Annotated in this window: 18 protein-coding genes; 10 read left to right on the top strand and 8 right to left on the bottom strand. The window is 48.6% G+C overall.

Going from position 1 to position 18,648, the window contains the following annotated elements; all coding sequences use genetic code 11:
• The first annotated feature begins 70 nt into the window (after window positions 1-70).
• From C6Y40_RS07320 to C6Y40_RS07330, 3 genes are read left to right on the top strand one after another with little or no spacing between them, the layout of a single operon-like run.
• Window positions 71-640, top strand: a complete 570-nt coding sequence (locus C6Y40_RS07320) for an Hpt domain-containing protein (protein ID WP_105934040.1) — start codon at window positions 71-73, stop codon at window positions 638-640.
• The gene (locus C6Y40_RS07325) at window positions 640-1,335 is read left to right on the top strand and encodes a TIGR01621 family pseudouridine synthase (protein ID WP_105934041.1); all 696 of its coding nucleotides are present in this window, start codon (window positions 640-642) and stop codon (window positions 1,333-1,335) included. The genes C6Y40_RS07320 and C6Y40_RS07325 overlap by 1 nt, the downstream gene beginning before the upstream one ends.
• A 1-nt stretch (window position 1,336) precedes the next feature.
• Window positions 1,337-2,224 carry a ketopantoate reductase family protein gene (locus C6Y40_RS07330; RefSeq protein WP_105934042.1) on the top strand — a complete coding sequence of 296 codons (888 nt, stop codon included), beginning with the start codon at window positions 1,337-1,339 and terminating at the stop codon, window positions 2,222-2,224.
• A 3-nt stretch (window positions 2,225-2,227) separates the two neighbouring features.
• Here C6Y40_RS07330 and lysS read toward each other — a convergent pair whose 3' ends face one another.
• The 6 genes from lysS to C6Y40_RS07360 all read right to left on the bottom strand — a co-directional run bounded on the left by lysS (window position 2,228) and on the right by C6Y40_RS07360 (window position 9,859).
• Window positions 2,228-3,781 (bottom strand): lysine--tRNA ligase, encoded by a 1,554-nt coding sequence (lysS, locus tag C6Y40_RS07335; RefSeq protein WP_105934043.1) that lies wholly within the window; start codon window positions 3,779-3,781, stop codon window positions 2,228-2,230.
• Window positions 3,782-3,806: 25 nt separating this feature from the next.
• Window positions 3,807-4,905 (bottom strand): peptide chain release factor 2 gene (prfB, locus tag C6Y40_RS07340; RefSeq protein ID WP_105934044.1). Its coding sequence is split into 2 segments (ribosomal slippage): window positions 3,807-4,829 and window positions 4,831-4,905, totalling 1,098 coding nucleotides; the frame shifts between segments, so codons are not numbered across the junction.
• Between the two features lie 101 nt (window positions 4,906-5,006).
• Complete coding sequence (locus tag C6Y40_RS07345; RefSeq protein WP_105934045.1) at window positions 5,007-5,579, bottom strand: NADPH-dependent FMN reductase; 573 nt, start codon at window positions 5,577-5,579, stop codon at window positions 5,007-5,009.
• Window positions 5,580-5,623: 44 nt separating this feature from the next.
• Window positions 5,624-7,357 (bottom strand): arginine--tRNA ligase, encoded by a 1,734-nt coding sequence (argS, locus tag C6Y40_RS07350; RefSeq protein WP_105934046.1) that lies wholly within the window; start codon window positions 7,355-7,357, stop codon window positions 5,624-5,626.
• A gap of 8 nt (window positions 7,358-7,365) precedes the next feature.
• Entirely contained in the window at window positions 7,366-8,955 is a 1,590-nt protein-coding gene (gene prfC, locus C6Y40_RS07355; protein ID WP_105934047.1) for a peptide chain release factor 3, read from the bottom strand.
• 256 nt (window positions 8,956-9,211) lie between these two features.
• Window positions 9,212-9,859 carry a LexA family protein gene (locus C6Y40_RS07360; RefSeq protein ID WP_105934048.1) on the bottom strand — a complete coding sequence of 216 codons (648 nt, stop codon included), beginning with the start codon at window positions 9,857-9,859 and terminating at the stop codon, window positions 9,212-9,214.
• A gap of 117 nt (window positions 9,860-9,976) precedes the next feature.
• Here C6Y40_RS07360 and C6Y40_RS07365 point away from each other — a divergent pair, with 117 nt between their 5' ends.
• The 7 genes from C6Y40_RS07365 to eexS are packed head-to-tail and all read left to right on the top strand — an operon-like array spanning window position 9,977 to window position 13,652.
• Window positions 9,977-10,228, top strand: a complete 252-nt coding sequence (locus C6Y40_RS07365) for a helix-turn-helix domain-containing protein (RefSeq protein WP_000451746.1) — start codon at window positions 9,977-9,979, stop codon at window positions 10,226-10,228.
• A 55-nt stretch (window positions 10,229-10,283) separates the two neighbouring features.
• Window positions 10,284-11,153 (top strand): hypothetical protein, encoded by an 870-nt coding sequence (locus C6Y40_RS07370; protein WP_031500537.1) that lies wholly within the window; start codon window positions 10,284-10,286, stop codon window positions 11,151-11,153.
• Window positions 11,140-11,802: a DUF6475 domain-containing protein gene (locus C6Y40_RS07375; protein WP_001158521.1), complete on the top strand. Its 663-nt coding sequence runs from the start codon at window positions 11,140-11,142 to the stop codon at window positions 11,800-11,802. Before C6Y40_RS07370 ends, C6Y40_RS07375 begins: the two co-directional genes overlap by 14 nt.
• Window positions 11,789-12,337, top strand: a complete 549-nt coding sequence (locus C6Y40_RS07380; protein ID WP_000848909.1) for a lytic transglycosylase domain-containing protein — start codon at window positions 11,789-11,791, stop codon at window positions 12,335-12,337. The genes C6Y40_RS07375 and C6Y40_RS07380 overlap by 14 nt, the downstream gene beginning before the upstream one ends.
• Window positions 12,334-12,633 (top strand): flagellar transcriptional regulator FlhD, encoded by a 300-nt coding sequence (locus C6Y40_RS07385; RefSeq protein ID WP_000210563.1) that lies wholly within the window; start codon window positions 12,334-12,336, stop codon window positions 12,631-12,633. The genes C6Y40_RS07380 and C6Y40_RS07385 overlap by 4 nt, the downstream gene beginning before the upstream one ends.
• Window positions 12,630-13,163: a FlhC family transcriptional regulator gene (locus tag C6Y40_RS07390; RefSeq protein ID WP_000566752.1), complete on the top strand. Its 534-nt coding sequence runs from the start codon at window positions 12,630-12,632 to the stop codon at window positions 13,161-13,163. The genes C6Y40_RS07385 and C6Y40_RS07390 overlap by 4 nt, the downstream gene beginning before the upstream one ends.
• Window positions 13,164-13,220: 57 nt before the next feature.
• Entirely contained in the window at window positions 13,221-13,652 is a 432-nt protein-coding gene (eexS, locus tag C6Y40_RS07395) for an entry exclusion protein EexS (RefSeq protein WP_105934078.1), read from the top strand.
• 32 nt (window positions 13,653-13,684) lie between these two features.
• Here eexS and C6Y40_RS07400 read toward each other — a convergent pair whose 3' ends face one another.
• Window positions 13,685-17,254, bottom strand: coding sequence for a conjugal transfer protein TraG N-terminal domain-containing protein (locus tag C6Y40_RS07400; protein WP_105934049.1), 3,570 nt, complete (start codon window positions 17,252-17,254; stop codon window positions 13,685-13,687).
• Between the two features lie 3 nt (window positions 17,255-17,257).
• Complete coding sequence (locus C6Y40_RS07405) at window positions 17,258-18,646, bottom strand: conjugal transfer protein TraH (protein ID WP_105934050.1); 1,389 nt, start codon at window positions 18,644-18,646, stop codon at window positions 17,258-17,260.
• Between the last annotated feature and the right edge of the window lie 2 nt (window positions 18,647-18,648).

Genomic DNA, 18,648 nt, shown 5'->3' on the forward strand with positions numbered 1-18,648 from the left:
TAAATGTTTACTGTTAAAGCCTCGTCGGCATTTTTTCGTATTTACAGATATATCGAGATTACAGGAACTTATGCAAGAACAGCCAATGGTAATAGATTTTGACTTCGGATTACGGCAGCTAAATGGCAACCGTAGCCTGTTATATCGCCTGTTGCGCAAGTTTGCGGCTGAGTATCAGTCTTTGGATACCCGTTTGCAAACCATGCTCGCCCAACAGGAGATAACAGAAGCTGAGAACCTGGTACACACCTTAAAAGGCGTGTCGGGCAACCTTGGCTGCACGGCAGTCTATCAATCAAGCCGTCTGGTCAATGAAGAACTCAAACTGGGCAAGCCCGAACAGTCCTCATTGAAAGAATTATTTCACCGCCTGGCTGAAACCATCCGGGTAATTGAGGAACTGCCAGACGATTCTGAGCTGACCGCAAGCGCTAAAGCTGCCCCATCAGACGAAAAGCAACAAACCTATCAGGCACTGAGTCAGGCACTACAACACCACGAATACATCAACGACGAAAAACTCAACAACTGGCTGGCAACGCTTGATCTCAATAGCGCTCATCAGCAGGAATTGGTCGATGCAGTGTCGTCGCTGGAATATGACAAAGCCCTGGCCATCTTAGAAGATACTAATGCCTGATGACTGAAGTCATTTTCAGTCATCCCGATTTCTTCATCATTGACAAACCTGCCGGAGTTACCATGCACGATGCTGAACATGGCATTGTGCAACAGGTTTGCAAAGCATTGCAAGAAACAGACTTACACCTGGTTCATCGGCTTGACGACGGCACCTCCGGCTGTTTAATTCTGGCGCGCAACCCTCAGGCTGCGGCACGCTTCGAAGTCTTGTTTCGTACCCGACAGGTACAAAAGTATTATCTGGCGCTGGTCGAGAAGAAACCCAAAAAGAAACAGGGCACCATAACCGGCGATATGAAAAACCGCCGTAACGGTCAGCATATATTATTAAAATCGCAGCAAAATCCTGCCGTTACCCAATTTTTTAGTTATGGCTTTGCCGACGCACCGCGTCTGATGCTGGTAAAACCCTTAAGTGGTAAAACCCACCAGATCCGTGTTGCCATGAAAAGCCTGGGCAGCCCCATTGTTGGCGATACCCTTTACAGCGCCGCGCCCGCAGACAGACTGTATCTGCATGCCTGGGGCCTTGAATTTGAATATGAAGGTGAGCCGGTAAGCGTATTCTGCACACCGTCTGATGGCGAATATTTTGCACACAACAGTATCGCAGACTGGCTGGCTCAGGCGCCCCATCCCAATACGCTAAACTGGCCCAAATCTGCTGTTAAAAGCCGGGATAAGGACATCTGATATGACCGTGAATATTCTCGGCAGTGGTGCTATTGGCGGGCTATGTGCCGCCGGCGCACAGTTATCTGCGACACCTTATCGCTTATGGCCAAGGCCCGGCAGCACCGCGCTTAACAATGTGGAATTGTTGAACGGGGAGTCGGTAAGCCTCGGACCGCCTGACTGTGCTGACGATGCGCTCACGGCTAACGACTTATTGATAGTACCGCTTAAGGTGACGCAGCTTAAAGAAGCACTGAAAACCTGGCGGCATAAGTTGCCAGCTTCAACAGCCGTGATCCTGCTTCATAATGGTATGGGTGGCATGGAACTGGCAGCCAAATATCTGCCGGATAATCCGGTATTTCTGGCCACCACCAGCCATGGCGCACTCAAAACCTCGGCCACCTGTATCAGGCATACCGGCAAAGGGGAAACCATGTTGGGTAGCTCGCCCTGCCACCCCACCAGAGCGCCGCAGAATACCCATATTGCCGAAATGATGAATCGTTGTATCGGCCCGGTAACCTGGCGTGATGATATCGAAACTGCACTCTGGCAAAAGCTCGCGGTTAACTGTGCCATCAACCCGTTAACTGCGCTTAACAATATCCCCAACGGTGGACTGCTGGCAGCACATTACGTTGAAACCATTACCGCCGTGTGTGAAGAAGTGTGCGCGGTTGCCAGAGTGTGCAAGATAGAGCTCGAGGTAAATACCATCACCGAACAGGTATTTAACGTGATCGAACGGACCGCAGAGAACTTTTCCAGCATGCATCAGGATGTGATCAACAAACGCACCACCGAGATAGAGGGCATCAACGGCTACATTGTTAATCAGGCAAAGAAAAAGGGTATTGATGTACCCACCAATACCCTTTTATACAAAGCGATAAAAGCGCTTTAGCGCTTATTCTGCGTCCTGAGGCTGCACTTCCGGTTTCATGTGCGGGAACAGGATAACGTCTTTAATCGTCGGACTGTCAGTAAACAACATGGTCAGACGGTCGATACCGATACCCTCACCTGCTGTTGGTGGTAAACCAAACTCAAGCGCACGGATATAGTCTTCGTCGTAATGCATGGCTTCATCGTCGCCAGCGTCTTTCTCTTCAACCTGCTTGCGGAAACGCTCAGCCTGATCTTCCGGATCATTGAGCTCGCTGAAGCCGTTGGCCAGTTCACGGCCGCCTACGAAGAACTCAAAGCGGTCAGTGATAAACGGATTGGCATCGTTACGACGGGCCAGCGGCGACACTTCCCACGGGTACTCTGTAATAAACGTAGGCTGTTCGAGTTTTTCTTCGGCAGTCGCTTCAAAAATTTCGCACAAATATTTACCGGCGCCCCAGATCCCATCCACTTCGGGCTCTTTAATGTGCAGCTGTTTCGCCATGGCTTTCAGCTCATCGAGGTGCGCTTCCGGGTCACGGATAGCGGCTTCGTTTGCTTCTGGCCAGTATTTCAGGATGGCTTCACCCATACTCAGGCGGTCGAAAGGTTTACCAAAGTCGTAGTGTTTTTCTTCTACTACGTTGTCTTGGGTATCACGCACGGTATTCACCAGTTCGGTGGTTCCCAGGATATCTTCAGCCAGCGTACGCAGCATGTCTTCAGTCAGGTTCATCAGATCGTTGTAATCTGCGTAAGCCTGATAGAATTCCAGCATGGTAAATTCCGGATTGTGACGGGTAGATAGCCCTTCGTTACGGAAGTTACGGTTAATCTCGAATACACGTTCAAAGCCACCTACAACCAGACGCTTAAGGTACAGTTCTGGTGCGATACGTAAATACATATCGATATCGAGCGAGTTGTGATGCGTCACAAACGGTTTCGCTGTCGCCCCGCCCGGAATAACCTGTAACATGGGCGTTTCTACTTCAATGTAGTTACGGGTGGTGAGGAAATTACGGATACCGTTAACGATTTTGCTGCGCACCACAAAGGTCTCGCGGGTCTTTTCACTGGTGATAAGGTCCACGTAACGCTGACGATACTTGGTTTCCTGGTCGGTTAAACCATGGAACTTTTCAGGTAACGGGCGCAGTGATTTGGTCAGCAGTTCGTAGCTGGCCATGTTCACATATAAATCGCCTTTACCGGATTTGTGTAATGCACCGGCCACGCCAATGATGTCACCAATATCCAGTGACCCATAGCGGGCTTTGATGTCTTTTTGCGTGGCTTTATCAGCATAAGCCTGAATGCGGCCGGTCATGTCCTGTAACAACAGGAACGGGCCACGCTTGGCCATTACACGGCCTGCGATACTGACCTGGTTGTCCTGGGTTTCGAGGGTTTCTTTATCCAGCTCACCGAACTGACCTTGCAGTTCCTCGGCGTAATTTTCGCGACGGAAGCCATTCGGAAAACCGTTAGCGCGACAGTTTTCGCGGATAGCGCTTAATTTGGCGCGGCGCTCGGCAATCAGTTTATTTTCGTCGAGTTGTTGTTCGCTCATAGTCTGTTCACTTAAAGTTGAGTTACTACAGCCCCGATTTCAGGCTGGCTTCTATAAATTTATCTAACCCACCGTCCAGAACGGCCTGGGTATTACGGGTTTCAACACCGGTGCGCAAATCCTTAATGCGCGAGTCATCCAGCACGTAAGAGCGGATCTGACTGCCCCAGCCGATATCGGATTTGTTGTCTTCCATGGCTTGCTTTTCGGCATTTTGCTTTTGCAGTTCAAACTCATAGAGTTTGGCTTTTAACTGCTTCATCGCCTGATCTTTGTTTTTATGCTGTGAACGGTCATTCTGACACTGCACCACAATACCCGTAGGTTCGTGGGTAATTCGTACCGCCGAGTCGGTCCGGTTAACGTGCTGACCACCAGCACCAGAGGCACGGTAGGTGTCTATGCGTAAATCAGACGGATTGATATCGATTTCAATATCATCATCAATTTCAGGGTAAACAAAGGCCGACGCAAAAGAAGTGTGGCGGCGGTTACCCGAGTCAAAAGGCGACTTACGTACCAGACGATGAACACCGGTTTCGGTGCGTAGCCAACCAAAGGCATACTCGCCTTCAAAGCGTACGGTAGCACTTTTAATGCCTGCCACGTCGCCATCAGAGACCTCAATAAGTTCGGTTTTAAAGCCGTGCTCTTCACCCCAGCGCAGGTACATTCTGAGCAGCATATTGGCCCAGTCCTGGGCTTCGGTACCACCAGAGCCAGACTGAATATCCAGATAGCAGTCGCAGGTATCATTCGGGCCGGCGAACATACGGCGAAACTCAAGGGTTTCCAGTTGCGCGATCAGGCCATCTAACTCATCCTGCGCCTCGACGAAGGTTTCTTCATCTTCGGCTTCAACGGCCAGCTCGACCAGGCCATCAACGTCTTCGGCACCTTGTTCCAGGTTAACAATGGTTTCTACCACCTGTTCCAGGGCGACTTTTTCTTTGCCAAGTGCCTGAGCTCGCTCGGGCTCATTCCACACGTCGGGACTTTCGAGTTCGCGGTTAACTTCTTCTAAGCGCTCTGACTTTACATCAAAGTCAAAGATACCCCCGAAGCGCTGCAGTACGCTCACGGATATCCCGAATCGCATTTAGCACAGGGTTTACTTCAAACATAATGACCTTTTAACTGATTCATTTTTAAGGGCACGGATAGTACCGGATTTGGCCTGCTTTTAACAGTCGTTTTGTATGCAAAGTGCGCAGACAGAGTGCTGTTAATCCTTAAGCTTTTCAGCCATGGAGACCACTTGCGAGGCTAAGTTAGCTAACTGCTTCTTAGCGGTTTCGTCGGTAAGCTTGCCCGCTTCGTCGAGCTTGTCGGCCGCTTTGGCTACCGACACCTGCGCAGGCGTCACCACGCACATCAGGTTTTGCATCAGCATGCGAAGTAACATCAGCACACGCATGCCACCCAGCGCGCCTGGCGAAGCGGCCATCAAACCAACTACTTTGTTTTTGTAGGCGGCCAACACGGCTTCATCACCGGCTTTGCGCGACGCCCAGTCGATGGCATTTTTCAGCACCGCCGGATAACTGCTGTTGTACTCCGGGCTGGCAATTAAAAAGGCATCGTGATCGATAAGCAGTTGTTTAAATGCCTGGGCCCGTTCAGGAATACCGTACTCGTCTTCCTCATCCTGGTTAAAGATTGGCATCGCATAGTCAGCCAGATTGATTACCGTAACCTCTGCGCCCGCTTCGCGCGCGGCATCGGCGGCATTTTCCACCAACGCCTGATTTAATGAGCCGCTACGGGTGCTACCTGAGAATGCCAGTACTTTAACCATGATGTCTTCCTTATTAACAAAGTGAGTGTGGGCGTTTATCAGCCTTACATTTTTTCCAGTGTTTCGATGCCCAGCAGCTCAAGGCCCAGTTTCAGCTCCTTGGCAACCAGTGCCGACAAAGCTAAACGACTGTTCCGGGTGGCTTCAGGCACATCACTCTTTAATACCGGGCAAGCTTCATAAAAGCTCATAAAGTGGCTGGCCAAATCATATAAATAGCTACACAGCACATGAGGCGTTGCATCACGGGCGACAACATTCAGTTGTTCTTCCAGTTGCAACAACTGCACCGCCAGGGCATGCTCCTGCGCATGTTCAATGCTAATAGTGGCATTCAGTGCGGTAGGGCTCACCTCAGCCTTGCGGAACAGGCTTTGTACCCGGGTGTATGCATATTGCAGATAAGGCGCAGTATTGCCTTCAAAGCTCAGCATGGTATCCCAGTTGAATACATAATCGGTGGTACGGTTTTTACTTAAATCGGCGTACTTAACGGCACCGATGCCCACTTTGCGGGCAACGTCGTTAAGTTCGTCAGCGGTTAAACCAGTATCTCTCTCGGCTAGCAATTTACGCGCACGCTCAACCGCTTCATCCAGTAGCTCTACCAGTTTAACGGTACCACCACTGCGCGTTTTAAACGGTTTGCCGTCACTGCCGAGCATCATACCGAACGGGCAGTGCTCGTAAGTTTGTTCTGGTTGCATAAAGCCGGCTTTGCGGCCGACAATTTCAGTTTGTTTAAAGTGCAGCGCCTGGCGGGCATCGGTCAGGATCAGGGTGCGGTCTGCGCCCAATTTTCCGCTGCGATAGCGCATCGCCGCCAAATCTGTGGTCGCATACAGGTATCCACCACCGGATTTTTGCACGATATACACTGCCGGGTTGCCTTCTTTGTCGGCCAGCTCTTCAAGGAACACCACCTGGGCGCCCTGATCTTCCACAGCAATGCCCTTCTCTTTCAGCTCAGCTACCACGTGTGGCAGATCTTCGTTATAGGCGGATTCGCCCATAATGTCCTTGCGGGTCAGACTAACATTGAGTTTTTCATATACTTCTTCACTGTGCGAAATAGACACATCGATGAACAGATGCCATAGCTCGGCACACTGCTGGTCGCCGCTTTGCAGTTTCACTACATATTCACGGGCCCGGTCGGCAAAGCCTTCTTCCTCGTCGAAACGGATTTTGGCTTCCCGGTAAAAGTTTTCCAGATCAGAAAGTGCGGTTTCGGCTACGGCATTGGCGCTGAGTTTATCGCTTAAGTGCGCCAGCAGCATACCAAACTGCGTGCCCCAGTCGCCCATATGATTTTGGCGAATAACCTTATGGCCAAGAAACTCCAGCAGTTTAACCACCGCATCACCAATAATCGTGGTGCGCAGATGGCCAACGTGCATTTCTTTGGCCAGGTTGGGCGAAGAATAATCCACAACAACGGTTTGAGGCGCTTGCTCTCGTACCCCGAGCCGCGTGTCGTGCAATGCTTCATTACAGCTTTTTGCCAGCCAGTCGTCTGACAAATGGATATTAATAAATCCCGGGCCGGCAATTTCAAGTTTAGTGGCAACATCATCGAGTTTGACATGTTCAAGCACCTGTTGCGCGATATCACGAGGCTTTTGTTTTAACTGTTTTGCCAGTGCCATGGCACCATTAAACTGATATTCGCCAAATTCAGGCCGGCCACTGCGCGCTACAGGCACTGGCGCGTCGGCAACGCCCATATCTGCAAGTGCCTGGGAAAAACGGGTAATTAAAAGTGCATGTATATTCATAGCGGTTGTTAGTGCTCGCGAGTGGTTTTAAATTCAATATCCGGATAACGTTCCTGCGCCAGTTGCAGGTTAACCATAGTCGGTGCGATATAGGTAAGATTATCACCACCGTCAAGGGCCAGGTTTTGCTCTGCTTTACGTCTGAATTCATCGAGCTTTTTGTCACTATCCGAATAAACCCAGCGCGCGGTCGCAACGCTTACGTGCTCGTACAGGGCATCAACGTTGTACTCAGCTTTTAAACGGGCCACGACCACATCAAACTGCAGCACCCCTACCGCACCCACAATCAAATCGTTATTGGCTAACGGGCGAAACACCTGCACAGCCCCTTCTTCGGAAAGCTGAATGAGGCCTTTTTGCAGTTGTTTTTGTTTAAGCGGGTCGCGCAGGCGAATGCGTTTAAATAGCTCTGGCGCAAAGTTAGGAATACCGGTAAAGCGGTAATCTTCACCCGAGGAGAAAGTGTCACCAATACGGATAGAGCCGTGATTATGCAGGCCGATAATGTCACCGGCGTAAGCTTCCTCGAGTAATGCCCGGTCGCCAGCTAAAAAGGTAAGCGCGTCGGAAATACGCACATCTTTACCAATCCGCGTATGACGCATTTTCATGCCTTTTTCGTATTTGCCTGAAACGATACGGCAAAACGCAATACGGTCGCGGTGTTTAGGGTCCATGTTAGCCTGGATCTTAAACACAAAGCCGCTGAACTTCGGCTCCAGTGCATCCACACTGCCTTTATCGGTTTCGCGACCTTGTGGCTGCGGTGCCCAGGCCACGAGCCCATCAAGCATATGATCCACACCAAAGTTACCAAGTGCGGTACCGAAAAAGACCGGGGTAATTTCACCCGCCAAAAACAACTCCTGATCAAACTCGTTAGAAGCCCCCATGACCAGCTCAAGTTCATCCCGGAATTCAGCAGCCAGGCCATCGCCTACAGCGGCATCCAGCTCCGGGTTATCCAGCCCTTTGATGATCTGAACATCCTGAATGGTATGGCCCTGACCGGTTTTATACAAAATCGTTTCGTCACGATGAATGTGGTAAACCCCTTTAAACTGCTTCCCACAGCCAATCGGCCAGGTCACCGGTGCGCAGGCAATGTTAAGTTCGGTTTCTACTTCATCCAGCAATTCCATGGGGTCGCGAATATCACGGTCCAGCTTGTTCATGAACGTGATGATCGGCGTATCCCGAAGACGGGTCACTTCCATCAGTTTGCGGGTGCGATCCTCAACCCCTTTCGCCGCATCAATCACCATCAGACAGGAGTCAACGGCAGTCAGGGTGCGATAGGTATCTTCCGAAAAATCTTCGTGTCCGGGCGTGTCGAGCAGGTTGACCAGGTTATCACCGTAAGGAAACTGCATTACGGACGTGGTAACGGAGATCCCCCGCTCTTTTTCCATTTCCATCCAGTCGGATTTAGCATGCTGGCCGGACTTTTTACCTTTAACGGTACCGGCGGTCTGCAATGCTTGTCCGTATAATAGCACTTTTTCGGTGATGGTTGTTTTACCGGCGTCCGGGTGCGAGATGATAGCAAAGGTCCTTCGCTTATTGATTTCATTAAGAAAATCTTGGTTTGCCATGTATAAATTCTTTTAGTTTGTACACGGATTTGTACACACTTTTGGAAGTACTCTCTTTTCAGTTCTTCGCTTGTCAAATCCGTCGTGTTAATCGTAATTGGCCGCTATTTTCGCTGATCTTGACTTTATAAACAATCAATGGTTATCTAATCGGTTACCATTTACTCTCAGCGTGCGCCAATGCTCAGTTGTAGCTGTTTGCAATCGTTGCTTCTTCAGCTCATGAACAACTGTGGCTAAACCACAAATTCCTTCGCTACCAAAAATCGATGATAGCTTGTCGTACTACACCAATGATGGTGCAGTTGCCGTTGATCGGTATTGCAGGGTATTGCGGGTTCAAAGGTTTTAGGTACTTCTGTTCACCATCAATAACCAACTGCTTAAAGGTTGCTTCTTTCGAATCATCCAAACGCGCAACAACCAATGAACCTGATGAATAAGGTAACTCAGGATCAACAACGATCACTGCTCCCTCAGGTATGGATTTTTTTCCGCTTGGATTTTCCATACTGTCGCCTTTTACGCGAAGTGCGAAACAACCCTCATGTGCTTTCCCAGTGACTTCACGCCACTCCTCAGCATCTTCATGGGCAAATCCCTCCGCTATTTCAGTCCAATCACCGGCCTGAACCCAGTTAATGAGAGGAATACTCCCTTTAATATCAGGCCCGACTTCTACATTACCGACCCCCAAGCCAATCTCGCCATCACCTGTGGCGAGCCAATGAGCATTCACGCGAAGTGCCTCCGCGATCTGCATGGTGTAACGAGACCTAGCCGATTTACCAGAGCAAATCTGGCTGATCGACTGCTGTTTGATACCAATGCGGCGAGCCAACTCAGACTGAGTCACCCCAGTAAGCTGCAAGGCATGGTTTAGTCGTTCGGATAAAGTTTTCATAAGCCCGTATTCTACAAATAAAACTGTAGCCTTTCAACAATTTTAACTGTTGACTAATCTACAGTTTAAACTGTAACATTCAATCTTGTAACAGTTATTATTGTAACAGGAGACGGTATGGAAGTGTTCAACACAACACAAAAACATCTCCGCCGTGCCATTGACTTGGTCGGCGGGCAATCAGCATTAGCACGAGCCATCAACTCAAAACAGCAAAACGTCTGGTTTTGGTTGAATAAATCAGGGCGTGTTCCCGCTGAATTCGTTTTACCCATCGAACAAGCTACGCAAGGACAGGTAACCCGATCTCAGTTAAGACCGGACATCTACCCCGAATGCCCAAGCGAGCTGAAAGCCAGTAACCAGTAGGATTAAGGGCAAGTAATGGTCAGCATTTTACGTAAACACAGAAGCGAGTACCTCCATGCGTGATTATGGCAAGGTCTATACCCGCTTTTGGCTAAAGCAAAACGTTTTGTCCTGGAGTGACTCTGCGAAGTTGCTAGGACTGTATTTGCTTACATGCCCACATTGTAATTTGCTTGGCTGCTTTCGACTGCCGATTGGTTACGTTGCTTCTGACTTGAACTGGGATGAGCAACAGGTTGCCAAGGCGTTAAGTGAGTTAGAACAAGATCAGTTCCTGATTCGTTGCGAGGAATCCGGTTGGACTTTGATTCGAAGCTTTCTGAAGCACAACCCAATCGAAAACCCAAACCAAGGTAAGGCAGCCTTTCGGTTGCTTAAAGATGTACCTGCCGACTTCGTTGGTATGGCATCGCTTTTGAAATCTCTTGCCGCTTTTCAAGCTCGGCTACCAGAAGAATTTTCATCATTGTTTATGCCTGATGGCAACCCGGTAAGGGACTCTCAACGGTCGGATGACTCTGAGAGAAGCAATAAACCAACAGTTAAAACTGTTGACCACATACAGTTTGAAGACTTCTGGGATGTACAAATACGCAAAGAAAAAAAAGCGAAAGCCAAAGAAGAATGGCTACGCATGGGCCTCAATGAAGACCATGAACTCGCCTTGGAAGTGCTAACACGCTGGAAAGAGCAACGAGACAACCGATTGCAGTATCAAGATCGGACTAAGACCCCTATGCCACATAACTGGCTTTTAAACCGGCAATGGGAAGACGAGTACGTTCGCATTGATGAAGTACAGCAATCATCGACGAGCCTAAAGGGCAGCAATCACCAATTGAATATTGAAGAAAGCAATCGTCGCATCGCTGAAAGCTGGGCCGGACCAGGTATTCGGGAGGTTCGTTCAAGTGCAGGAGGTTGATAAACGCGAGTTTGCTGAAGTTTGGGGAGCAGCTTGGGCCATGTATGGCAAAAGCGTATCACCGCAATTGCTATCCATCGCATTTGAAGCCCTTCGTGCTTATAGCATTGAAGAAGTGCGAATCGGTCTGACTCGGCATATTCAATCACCGGATACTGGGCAATTTTTTCCAAAGCCCGCTGACGTCATCAAGCATATCGATGGCAACTCGGGTTCAAGAGCCATGGTTGCTTGGAACAAAGTTGACAAGGCTGTTCGTCAGGTTGGCGCTTGGACATCCGTGATGTTTGACGATGCGCTTATCCACCGCGTGATTTCGGACATGGGGGGATGGGTTGAACTCTGCAAAGTTGATGACAGGGAATACCCCTTTAAGCAAAAAGAGTTTTTAACACGCTACCAGGCTTACTTGCTGCGGGACGAAGTGGGTGAATACCCAAGGCTATTACAGGGTATTGCAGACCATCAGAACCAGCAAAAAGGATTTGATATGCAAGCGCCTGTTGCCGTGGGTGACTGGTCAAAAGCGGCACAAGTTTACACGAGAGGCATCGCCAATTTTAGCGCAGTGCCTTTGAAAAGAATAAGCCCGAAAGCCATTCAGGCGCTTCTCGGAAATCAATTAGAGGACAAAAATGAAAACGATTAAAGCAAAAACCGTTGCCCTAGTGATAGCCATGTCCGCAAGCACTTCAGTCTATGCGTTTCCGGGCTATCAGTGGGAAAAAGCAGCACAAAGTGTTGGTATTGATCCAGTCATGCTCTACGCCGTTGCCTTGGCTGAGTCAGCCTCACATCGAGGTCTTAACATGACCAGTCCATGGCCATACGCAATTCGCAATGGTTCAAACGCAACCTACGCCAAATCTAAGACAGAAGCGGAGCAACTGTTAAACCAGGCACTTCAAGAGAGTGAAAAATACCAGCTCGATATTGGCCTTATGCAAATCAATTTGCATTGGCATGGGCATCGAGTGAGCTCAGCAGCTGAACTGCTAGACCCCATCACCAACCTTACTGTCGGCTCCAGTATTTTGGCCGAAGCAATCAAGTCTTCACCAAACGATTTAGAGCTTGGCATAGGCCGCTATCACAGTTGGAACGAAGAGCGTGCACGCTGGTATGGGCAAAGAGTGCTTTCTATCTATCGCAATATTTTACATGAACTGGAGGTCCGTCAATGACAACCAATCAACAAGACTTCTATCAATTAAATTTGGCGTACCTACACGCAGCACGTGAATTGGCGCGCATTGATCCGCAAGAGGCGGTCTTGCGCTTTGGACTTACACGCGACGTGGTGGATGCACTTATTAATGCCGGTGTTGACGACCTGCAACGAGTGGCGACCTCATCATTCATGCTGTTTCAACCAAGGGGTAACCAAAGCCAACTGATTGAGATGGTGAAGAGCAAAGGTACAGGTATCCCAAGAATCGCTTATTTATTATCAACCCTAAACAACAAGGGGGATGCATGATTGATAACCTGTCCAAAAGTGAGCTGTTTACCCGAGCCTCGCTGCTTATTAAGTACGGATTTCGAACGACCATTATCGCGCTCGATACAGGTTTGCCAATCCACATTATCAGAAGGCTGCACAAAGAAGTGACTGGCAAGTCACCTTGTCCTGGTCAATTGCCAGAATCTGATGCCATCGTTAAAAGCAGAAGAGCCCTAGTTGAAGGCTCCCTGCTGATGGCGCTTTATGTCAATATTGGTGGTGATAATGTCTACAAGAAATTAAATATCGATGCTTTGATGAAGGCTTACGATGCGTACTTGGTTGCAAGAGAAGAGGCAGATCTTCCAGCTGAGATCCCCTGGAAAAAACTGACCATCAATGAAGGTTGGGTTCTAGCTCGTGATTTAAGATCACAGCTTGCATCCTTACACCGGTGTCGATGCGGCAGTCTGTATTTGACGGTATCTCAACAGCGCATTCAGCTTAAATGTCCTGTGTGTGAGATTATGGCCGAGCAAACCACTAGAGCACTTTTTGAGAACTAACATGCTGATGCATGATTTGATTGTGCACCGCCCGTGCACTTTGAGAGTACTAAGAAGATGACAAACTTACTTAAATCTTTACCAGCACGCTGCTGGTTTATATCACTGGGGCTTTTTCTGGCGACTTTGGCTTCGGCTCATTTTTTTCCATCAGAAATATTAACGGCATCTGCCAAGTTAGCGGCTTTGCCATTTCTGTTCTGCACCGTCGTTTTTTTCAGCTACTTGGGATTCAAAGCGACCTGTAATCCCATCGGACTTATAGCCATCATCACTATGCTTGTAGCAATCGCATATTGGCAAGCGAGTTGGACAATTGTTGGTTTGGGACTCTTCTTCTTAGCTATTTGTACTGGAATTAGATTCTTGAGCAGCCAAGTTAAAGATTCGGGTAGAACTTTGAGCATTGAAGAAAAATGGTATTGGTATAAGCTCCATTCGTTTTTTGATGGCTTTTATCCTAGGTATCCCAAAAAGCCAAAAAAATAGCCAGCCCACCACAAGCTGGCTACCTTCTGTTTTTAGTTCCTTCCTGATGCCTGGTTATAGGCCCTAATATCGATCAAGTTGTTCTGAGCATAATCTCCCGCAAGGGATGCATTTGAGATCACTGCAATCTGCTTATCCACAAATGCTTTATCTTCTTCGGACACACTGTCGGGGATGTAAGAGCCACTCTCATCCTTTTGACGATACTCATTTAGTATTTGTTCCCTTAAGCCAAGCATTTCAGGCGACCAACTCGATGAGTCTTCAGAGTTGAAAACGCGCCCCGCCAAACCTTCATTGAAAGCTTGAGCGAACACTTGACTTTGAATCGGGGTCAATCCCATTCTCTGCCCTTCGCTGTATGCTTCCTGTTTAAAATCATCGGCATACTGTTCTAAGAACTCACCATATCGATTGTTAACTGCCGCACCGAATGCCCCAGCCAACATGGCTTCAGACTTAGTGCCCCAGTTTACTTCGGAGGCATACTGCGAACTCGATCCACTGTATGCATCATTAAACGCCGTCAATGGATTTTCCAAAGAGGTTCCGGCATCAACGGCGGCTTTTAAGCCATCCCAGGTTGATTTGCTGGCCACCGTTGCATTGTGCAAGAAACCTCTTGAGCCAGGATCTTCAAGCGCTTGTTCTTTGTAACTCTCATAGTCTTCGCCAAAGTGATTCAAGGTATGCAGTGCTGCATCAGTATGCTTGCCACTGAAATCACCAATAGCACTGGCGCTGTTGAAGAACATTTCAGCACCAGAGACTCCGCTATCATCAGCCATAATGCGAGATCGCCACTGAGATCCAGCTTCACTGTTTAGTCCAGATTGATAGGTACTTGTGTCAGAAGCTACGGCCTGCTGGGCTTGCTGCTGATGCGCATTCAACTGTCCATCTATACCAGACAGATTGGTTTGGTAAGCCGATTGAGCTGCGTTGAACTGAGTTTGAACTGTTGCTGCATCCTCGTAGCCGCCCAATACACCCGATTCAACTTGGCTTTGAGTACCACCAAAAGTAGGTGCAGTTGATGACATGCCTTCATTTGAGCGCGGCTGAATTGATCGTAAATCGGCTCCGGTAGCCATGGCCATAACCGTCATTGCAGCTTGATAATCATTGTCGCGTTCAGCGGGCGTTGAAGAGTTGCTATAGGTTAAAGACTCCATAGCTGCCGCTACATACGCCTGATTATCATCAGGTAGCAAGCGCTGATACATTGGAAGGTTTTCACGTAAACGGTTACCTGCTTCAACATGCTGGTTCATATAGCGACCTAAATAATCCATGACTTCAGGATTGTCCGCTGCTAATCGGGTTAACGTCGCACCATCAGTATTTCTTTGTCCTGATAGACTGTAGCTGGCCTGATCAAGCTCACTAAAGCGATTTGATGCCGTGACAACGTCTTGAGCTGAACTCTGAAGTGACTGATAGTCTTGGTTAGACAAGGACATCTCAACGCCAGAACGTCTTGAGTCTGAAAGGTCCTTAACCATTGCATCGCGATACTCAGCACGTCGTGAATCACTCGATGCCAAGCTTTGCATCTCCCCAGTGAGCGTATTTGCGGTCGTAGATCGAGAACTGCCTTCTGACGACTCAACTTGGCCACTAAAGTTACCACCTAAATCCAGCCCTGCTCGTACCCTTGATAGTTTTGGTACACGAGATGAGTCTGGCTTATCGACTCCTGGCAAGTTGCCCTGTGGAGAATCATTGCCGCCAGTACCAAGAAGCCTTCCAAGAAAGCCCTTATCAGCAACTTCTTTCTCACCGGGATTAGTAATAGTTCCATCGCCACCGACCCTTAGGCCTCCCGATAGCACGCCCGATACCAAGCCACGTACAGCATCTTTTTTATCGTCTCCAAAACCATACCGAGTTTGCAGGTCATCAGTAACCTGATTAACAACGGCGCTAGATGCGGAGTTAGATGAGCCGATCTGACGTCCAACCGAAGACAGGTTGTCGTAACTTAGCTTTTCACCAAAAGTTCGACTCATAGTATTCCCAACCTGACGACTAAAGGCTTGGGTTGCTTGAGTCATGGATTCTTTTGCAGAGCCAACCATTGAACCCACTGCGTTTCCTACAGAGAAACTGCTTAGTAGGTTTGACGCGCCGGTCATAGCAGAACCAGTGAGGGCTGAATTTTGGAACATTGACTGTGATTGCATTACCGGGGCATTTTTCGCGACATCTGGACTTGTCATCTTTTCATCAATGGCATCACCGTTTTGAAGACGTCCAGCCAAGTGGGTAGCGGTTATTGCTGAGCCATAAACGAGCATGAGCGAAATCGCCGGAACACTCGACGCCAACATGCCGCCAGTCGCTATCCAGGTTTGCAGCACTGAATCCATCTGCATCATCCCGGCAAAAGATGGCACTTCTGTACCTGCAAAGGCATCAAGAGCCGACATTTTCCCTGCAACGGTTAAATGAATATACAGGTTAATGATGGCCATGACAGGCATCCAAAGTTGAATCCAAAGCAGGATTAACAAGTACTTCCCAGCCATTCGCATCCCGATTTGGCCAAGGGCTATCACAAAGGCCATCAAAGGGGTGATGGCGTAAATGAAACCCTCAAAAAACGTCATCATCGGACGAACGATACTTTGGAACAGGGTCTGCTCCGCCGCCCATTGTGTATTGCGCTGTTCAATCGCTTGGTTAACCATAACGGCTGCGGTGAAAGCTTGATCATCCATATACTTGCCCGTCACGCTTTGCTCATAAATAGGTAAAAGCACCGACGCGGTCATGTACTCTTGGGTGTTAACCGAGGCCAAACCAAGATTATTCAGTGCATTTCGGATCACGTCATCAGTATCAGTGGCTGACGAAGTTCCCAATGAGGCTGACAGAACCTGTTTAAGCCTTGGAATGAAGGTTGATTCTGTCATGAGTTTCAGTTGGCTATAGGCATCGGTGCAGTCCAAATCGCTACTGCTACCACTGAGCATGATGCGCGTGCCATAAATGCGCGAATCAAACCTAATCGCAGTCATCGGGTTAGGATCACTCAGCACCTGATCGAGGTTCTTTTGGCCAATGTCGATACCAATCAAGGTGCACTCTTTAATGTAGTTAAACCAAGATTGCTCGATATCCGAGCCGCCGACACGATTTGCATCACCCAACCCAGAGCGATCCATCACCTGTTTTCTCACTTTAATCAGTGTCTGTAAACTGGATGCAAAGCCGTATTCCGTCATGGCGGGAGTTGAGAACGCCGTTTCAAACAATCGCGTGATTTGAAATCCAACAGTCGAAATTGTACTGCCTGCGGCAGCAACACCGATGGGCACATTATCAACCACTCGAACTTGTCCCGTGTACGCATCCTCAATGCTCACACGGGTACTGGGTCCAAACATGGTTGCAAAGACTATCCATGAGACTAAAACGTGCTGAAAGTTAATCCCTCGACCACCTTGCATTAAGGCCTGAACAGAGACCATCAATACCCCAATGAGCAAGCCAATGCGAACCATTGAAGTAAAGTCGCCTGTACCAGTAATCATCGCGACAGCGTTCAAGACCTGCTCTAAAAATGCCGAATCCCCGATGGAATAGATCTCCCACATGACCTATTCCCCCAGTGCCGTAGATTTAACGGTGTAATAACGCTGCTTGCGAATGGTCTGAATCACCTGGTTAAAATGCGCCAGCAATTCTTGCTCTGAACCGTATCTTCGCTGTAACGCGGCGTATTCCTCATTGATTTGGCGACGTGCACGTTCAAGGTCTTCCGTTAACAACTTCGCATAGGCATGATCTTCCACACCGGAGGTACTTCTAGCTGCATTGAGCATGTCTTCAACCAATGCTCGGGCCATCTCAACAGCAATAAATGGCGCAGCTCTTGAAGCAAACGACCTAGCAGCCCCTTCATTTAATGCAGAAAGTGTTCGAATCATGCCGCCAATACTTGCAGGAGCCGAGGTCATAAAAGCCTTTTCGGTGGTGCTAGCTGCCCCAGTATTTCGAGCAAACTTAAATATAATGCCGTTACTAGAACCTGTACCAAGAAGTAAATTTTCGACCTGAGTTGATAACCCGGTTAGGGTCACGTTAGTGATTGTCGGATTTAGACAGCCGTCTTGTGTCACTGTGTCACATCGGTACATAGCGACGTTACCGCCATGAATTAGATGCTCAATAGTCACTTTATTGCCATTCAGTCTGGTCAGTTTTGGGGCTTTACCTTGACCATCAGCCGCATTCGCTAAATCACCAACGATGATCGAGCCCGTCACGGACATAACCGCTTCAAGAAAACGGTCATCCCCCGATGCAAACCAGCTTGATGCCGAGTGACGTTTCAGTGCTCGCCAGACCAAGTTACCTTTAATCGTTTTGTTCACATCAGATGCCGCGACACTTGAAGCATTCTCGTAAGGGTTCTTACCATTGGACTCACTCCAACTGGTAAAAATGTCTCCAGCCCCTTTAAGTGAGCTCAACATGCTGGCCTCTGTTTGCCCCTTCTTACCAAAGGCGGCCAGGGTATCGTTCACGACTCCCTGAGCCATTTGACAGGAATTGCCAAAATACTCGTTCAACTGCTGGATTTTCTTTTGCAGTGTCTCCATGTGCTGGGAGCATTTCTCACACATAGCACTGAGCGCCAATTGGAATGCGTATCCCTTGGCATTTGCCGCTACAGAGCGAAGTAATTGAACAAACTGATCTGCATTAACAAATGACAAACTTCCAGCGAACATATCAATGCCGCCACAACCGGCTTGGAATGACGGAGGCACCATAGAGACGAGGTTCTCGTTCATGATCCTGTTACGAACAACAACACTTCCACCAGATATAACGCCACGCCGCTGACTCTCGAATACACCAGGCGCAGTGGTGTTGGTCATTGAACCAAACAACTGATTCATCTCCTGTTGCAAGCTTGCTTGGCTCATAGATGAAAAACCAATCGCACAGGCGATTAGCGATACTTGGAATACTTTTTTCATCG

The sequence above is a fragment of the Marisediminitalea alba genome (genome assembly GCF_002993365.1).
Classification (GTDB): Bacteria; Pseudomonadota; Gammaproteobacteria; order Enterobacterales; family Alteromonadaceae; genus Alteromonas; species Alteromonas alba.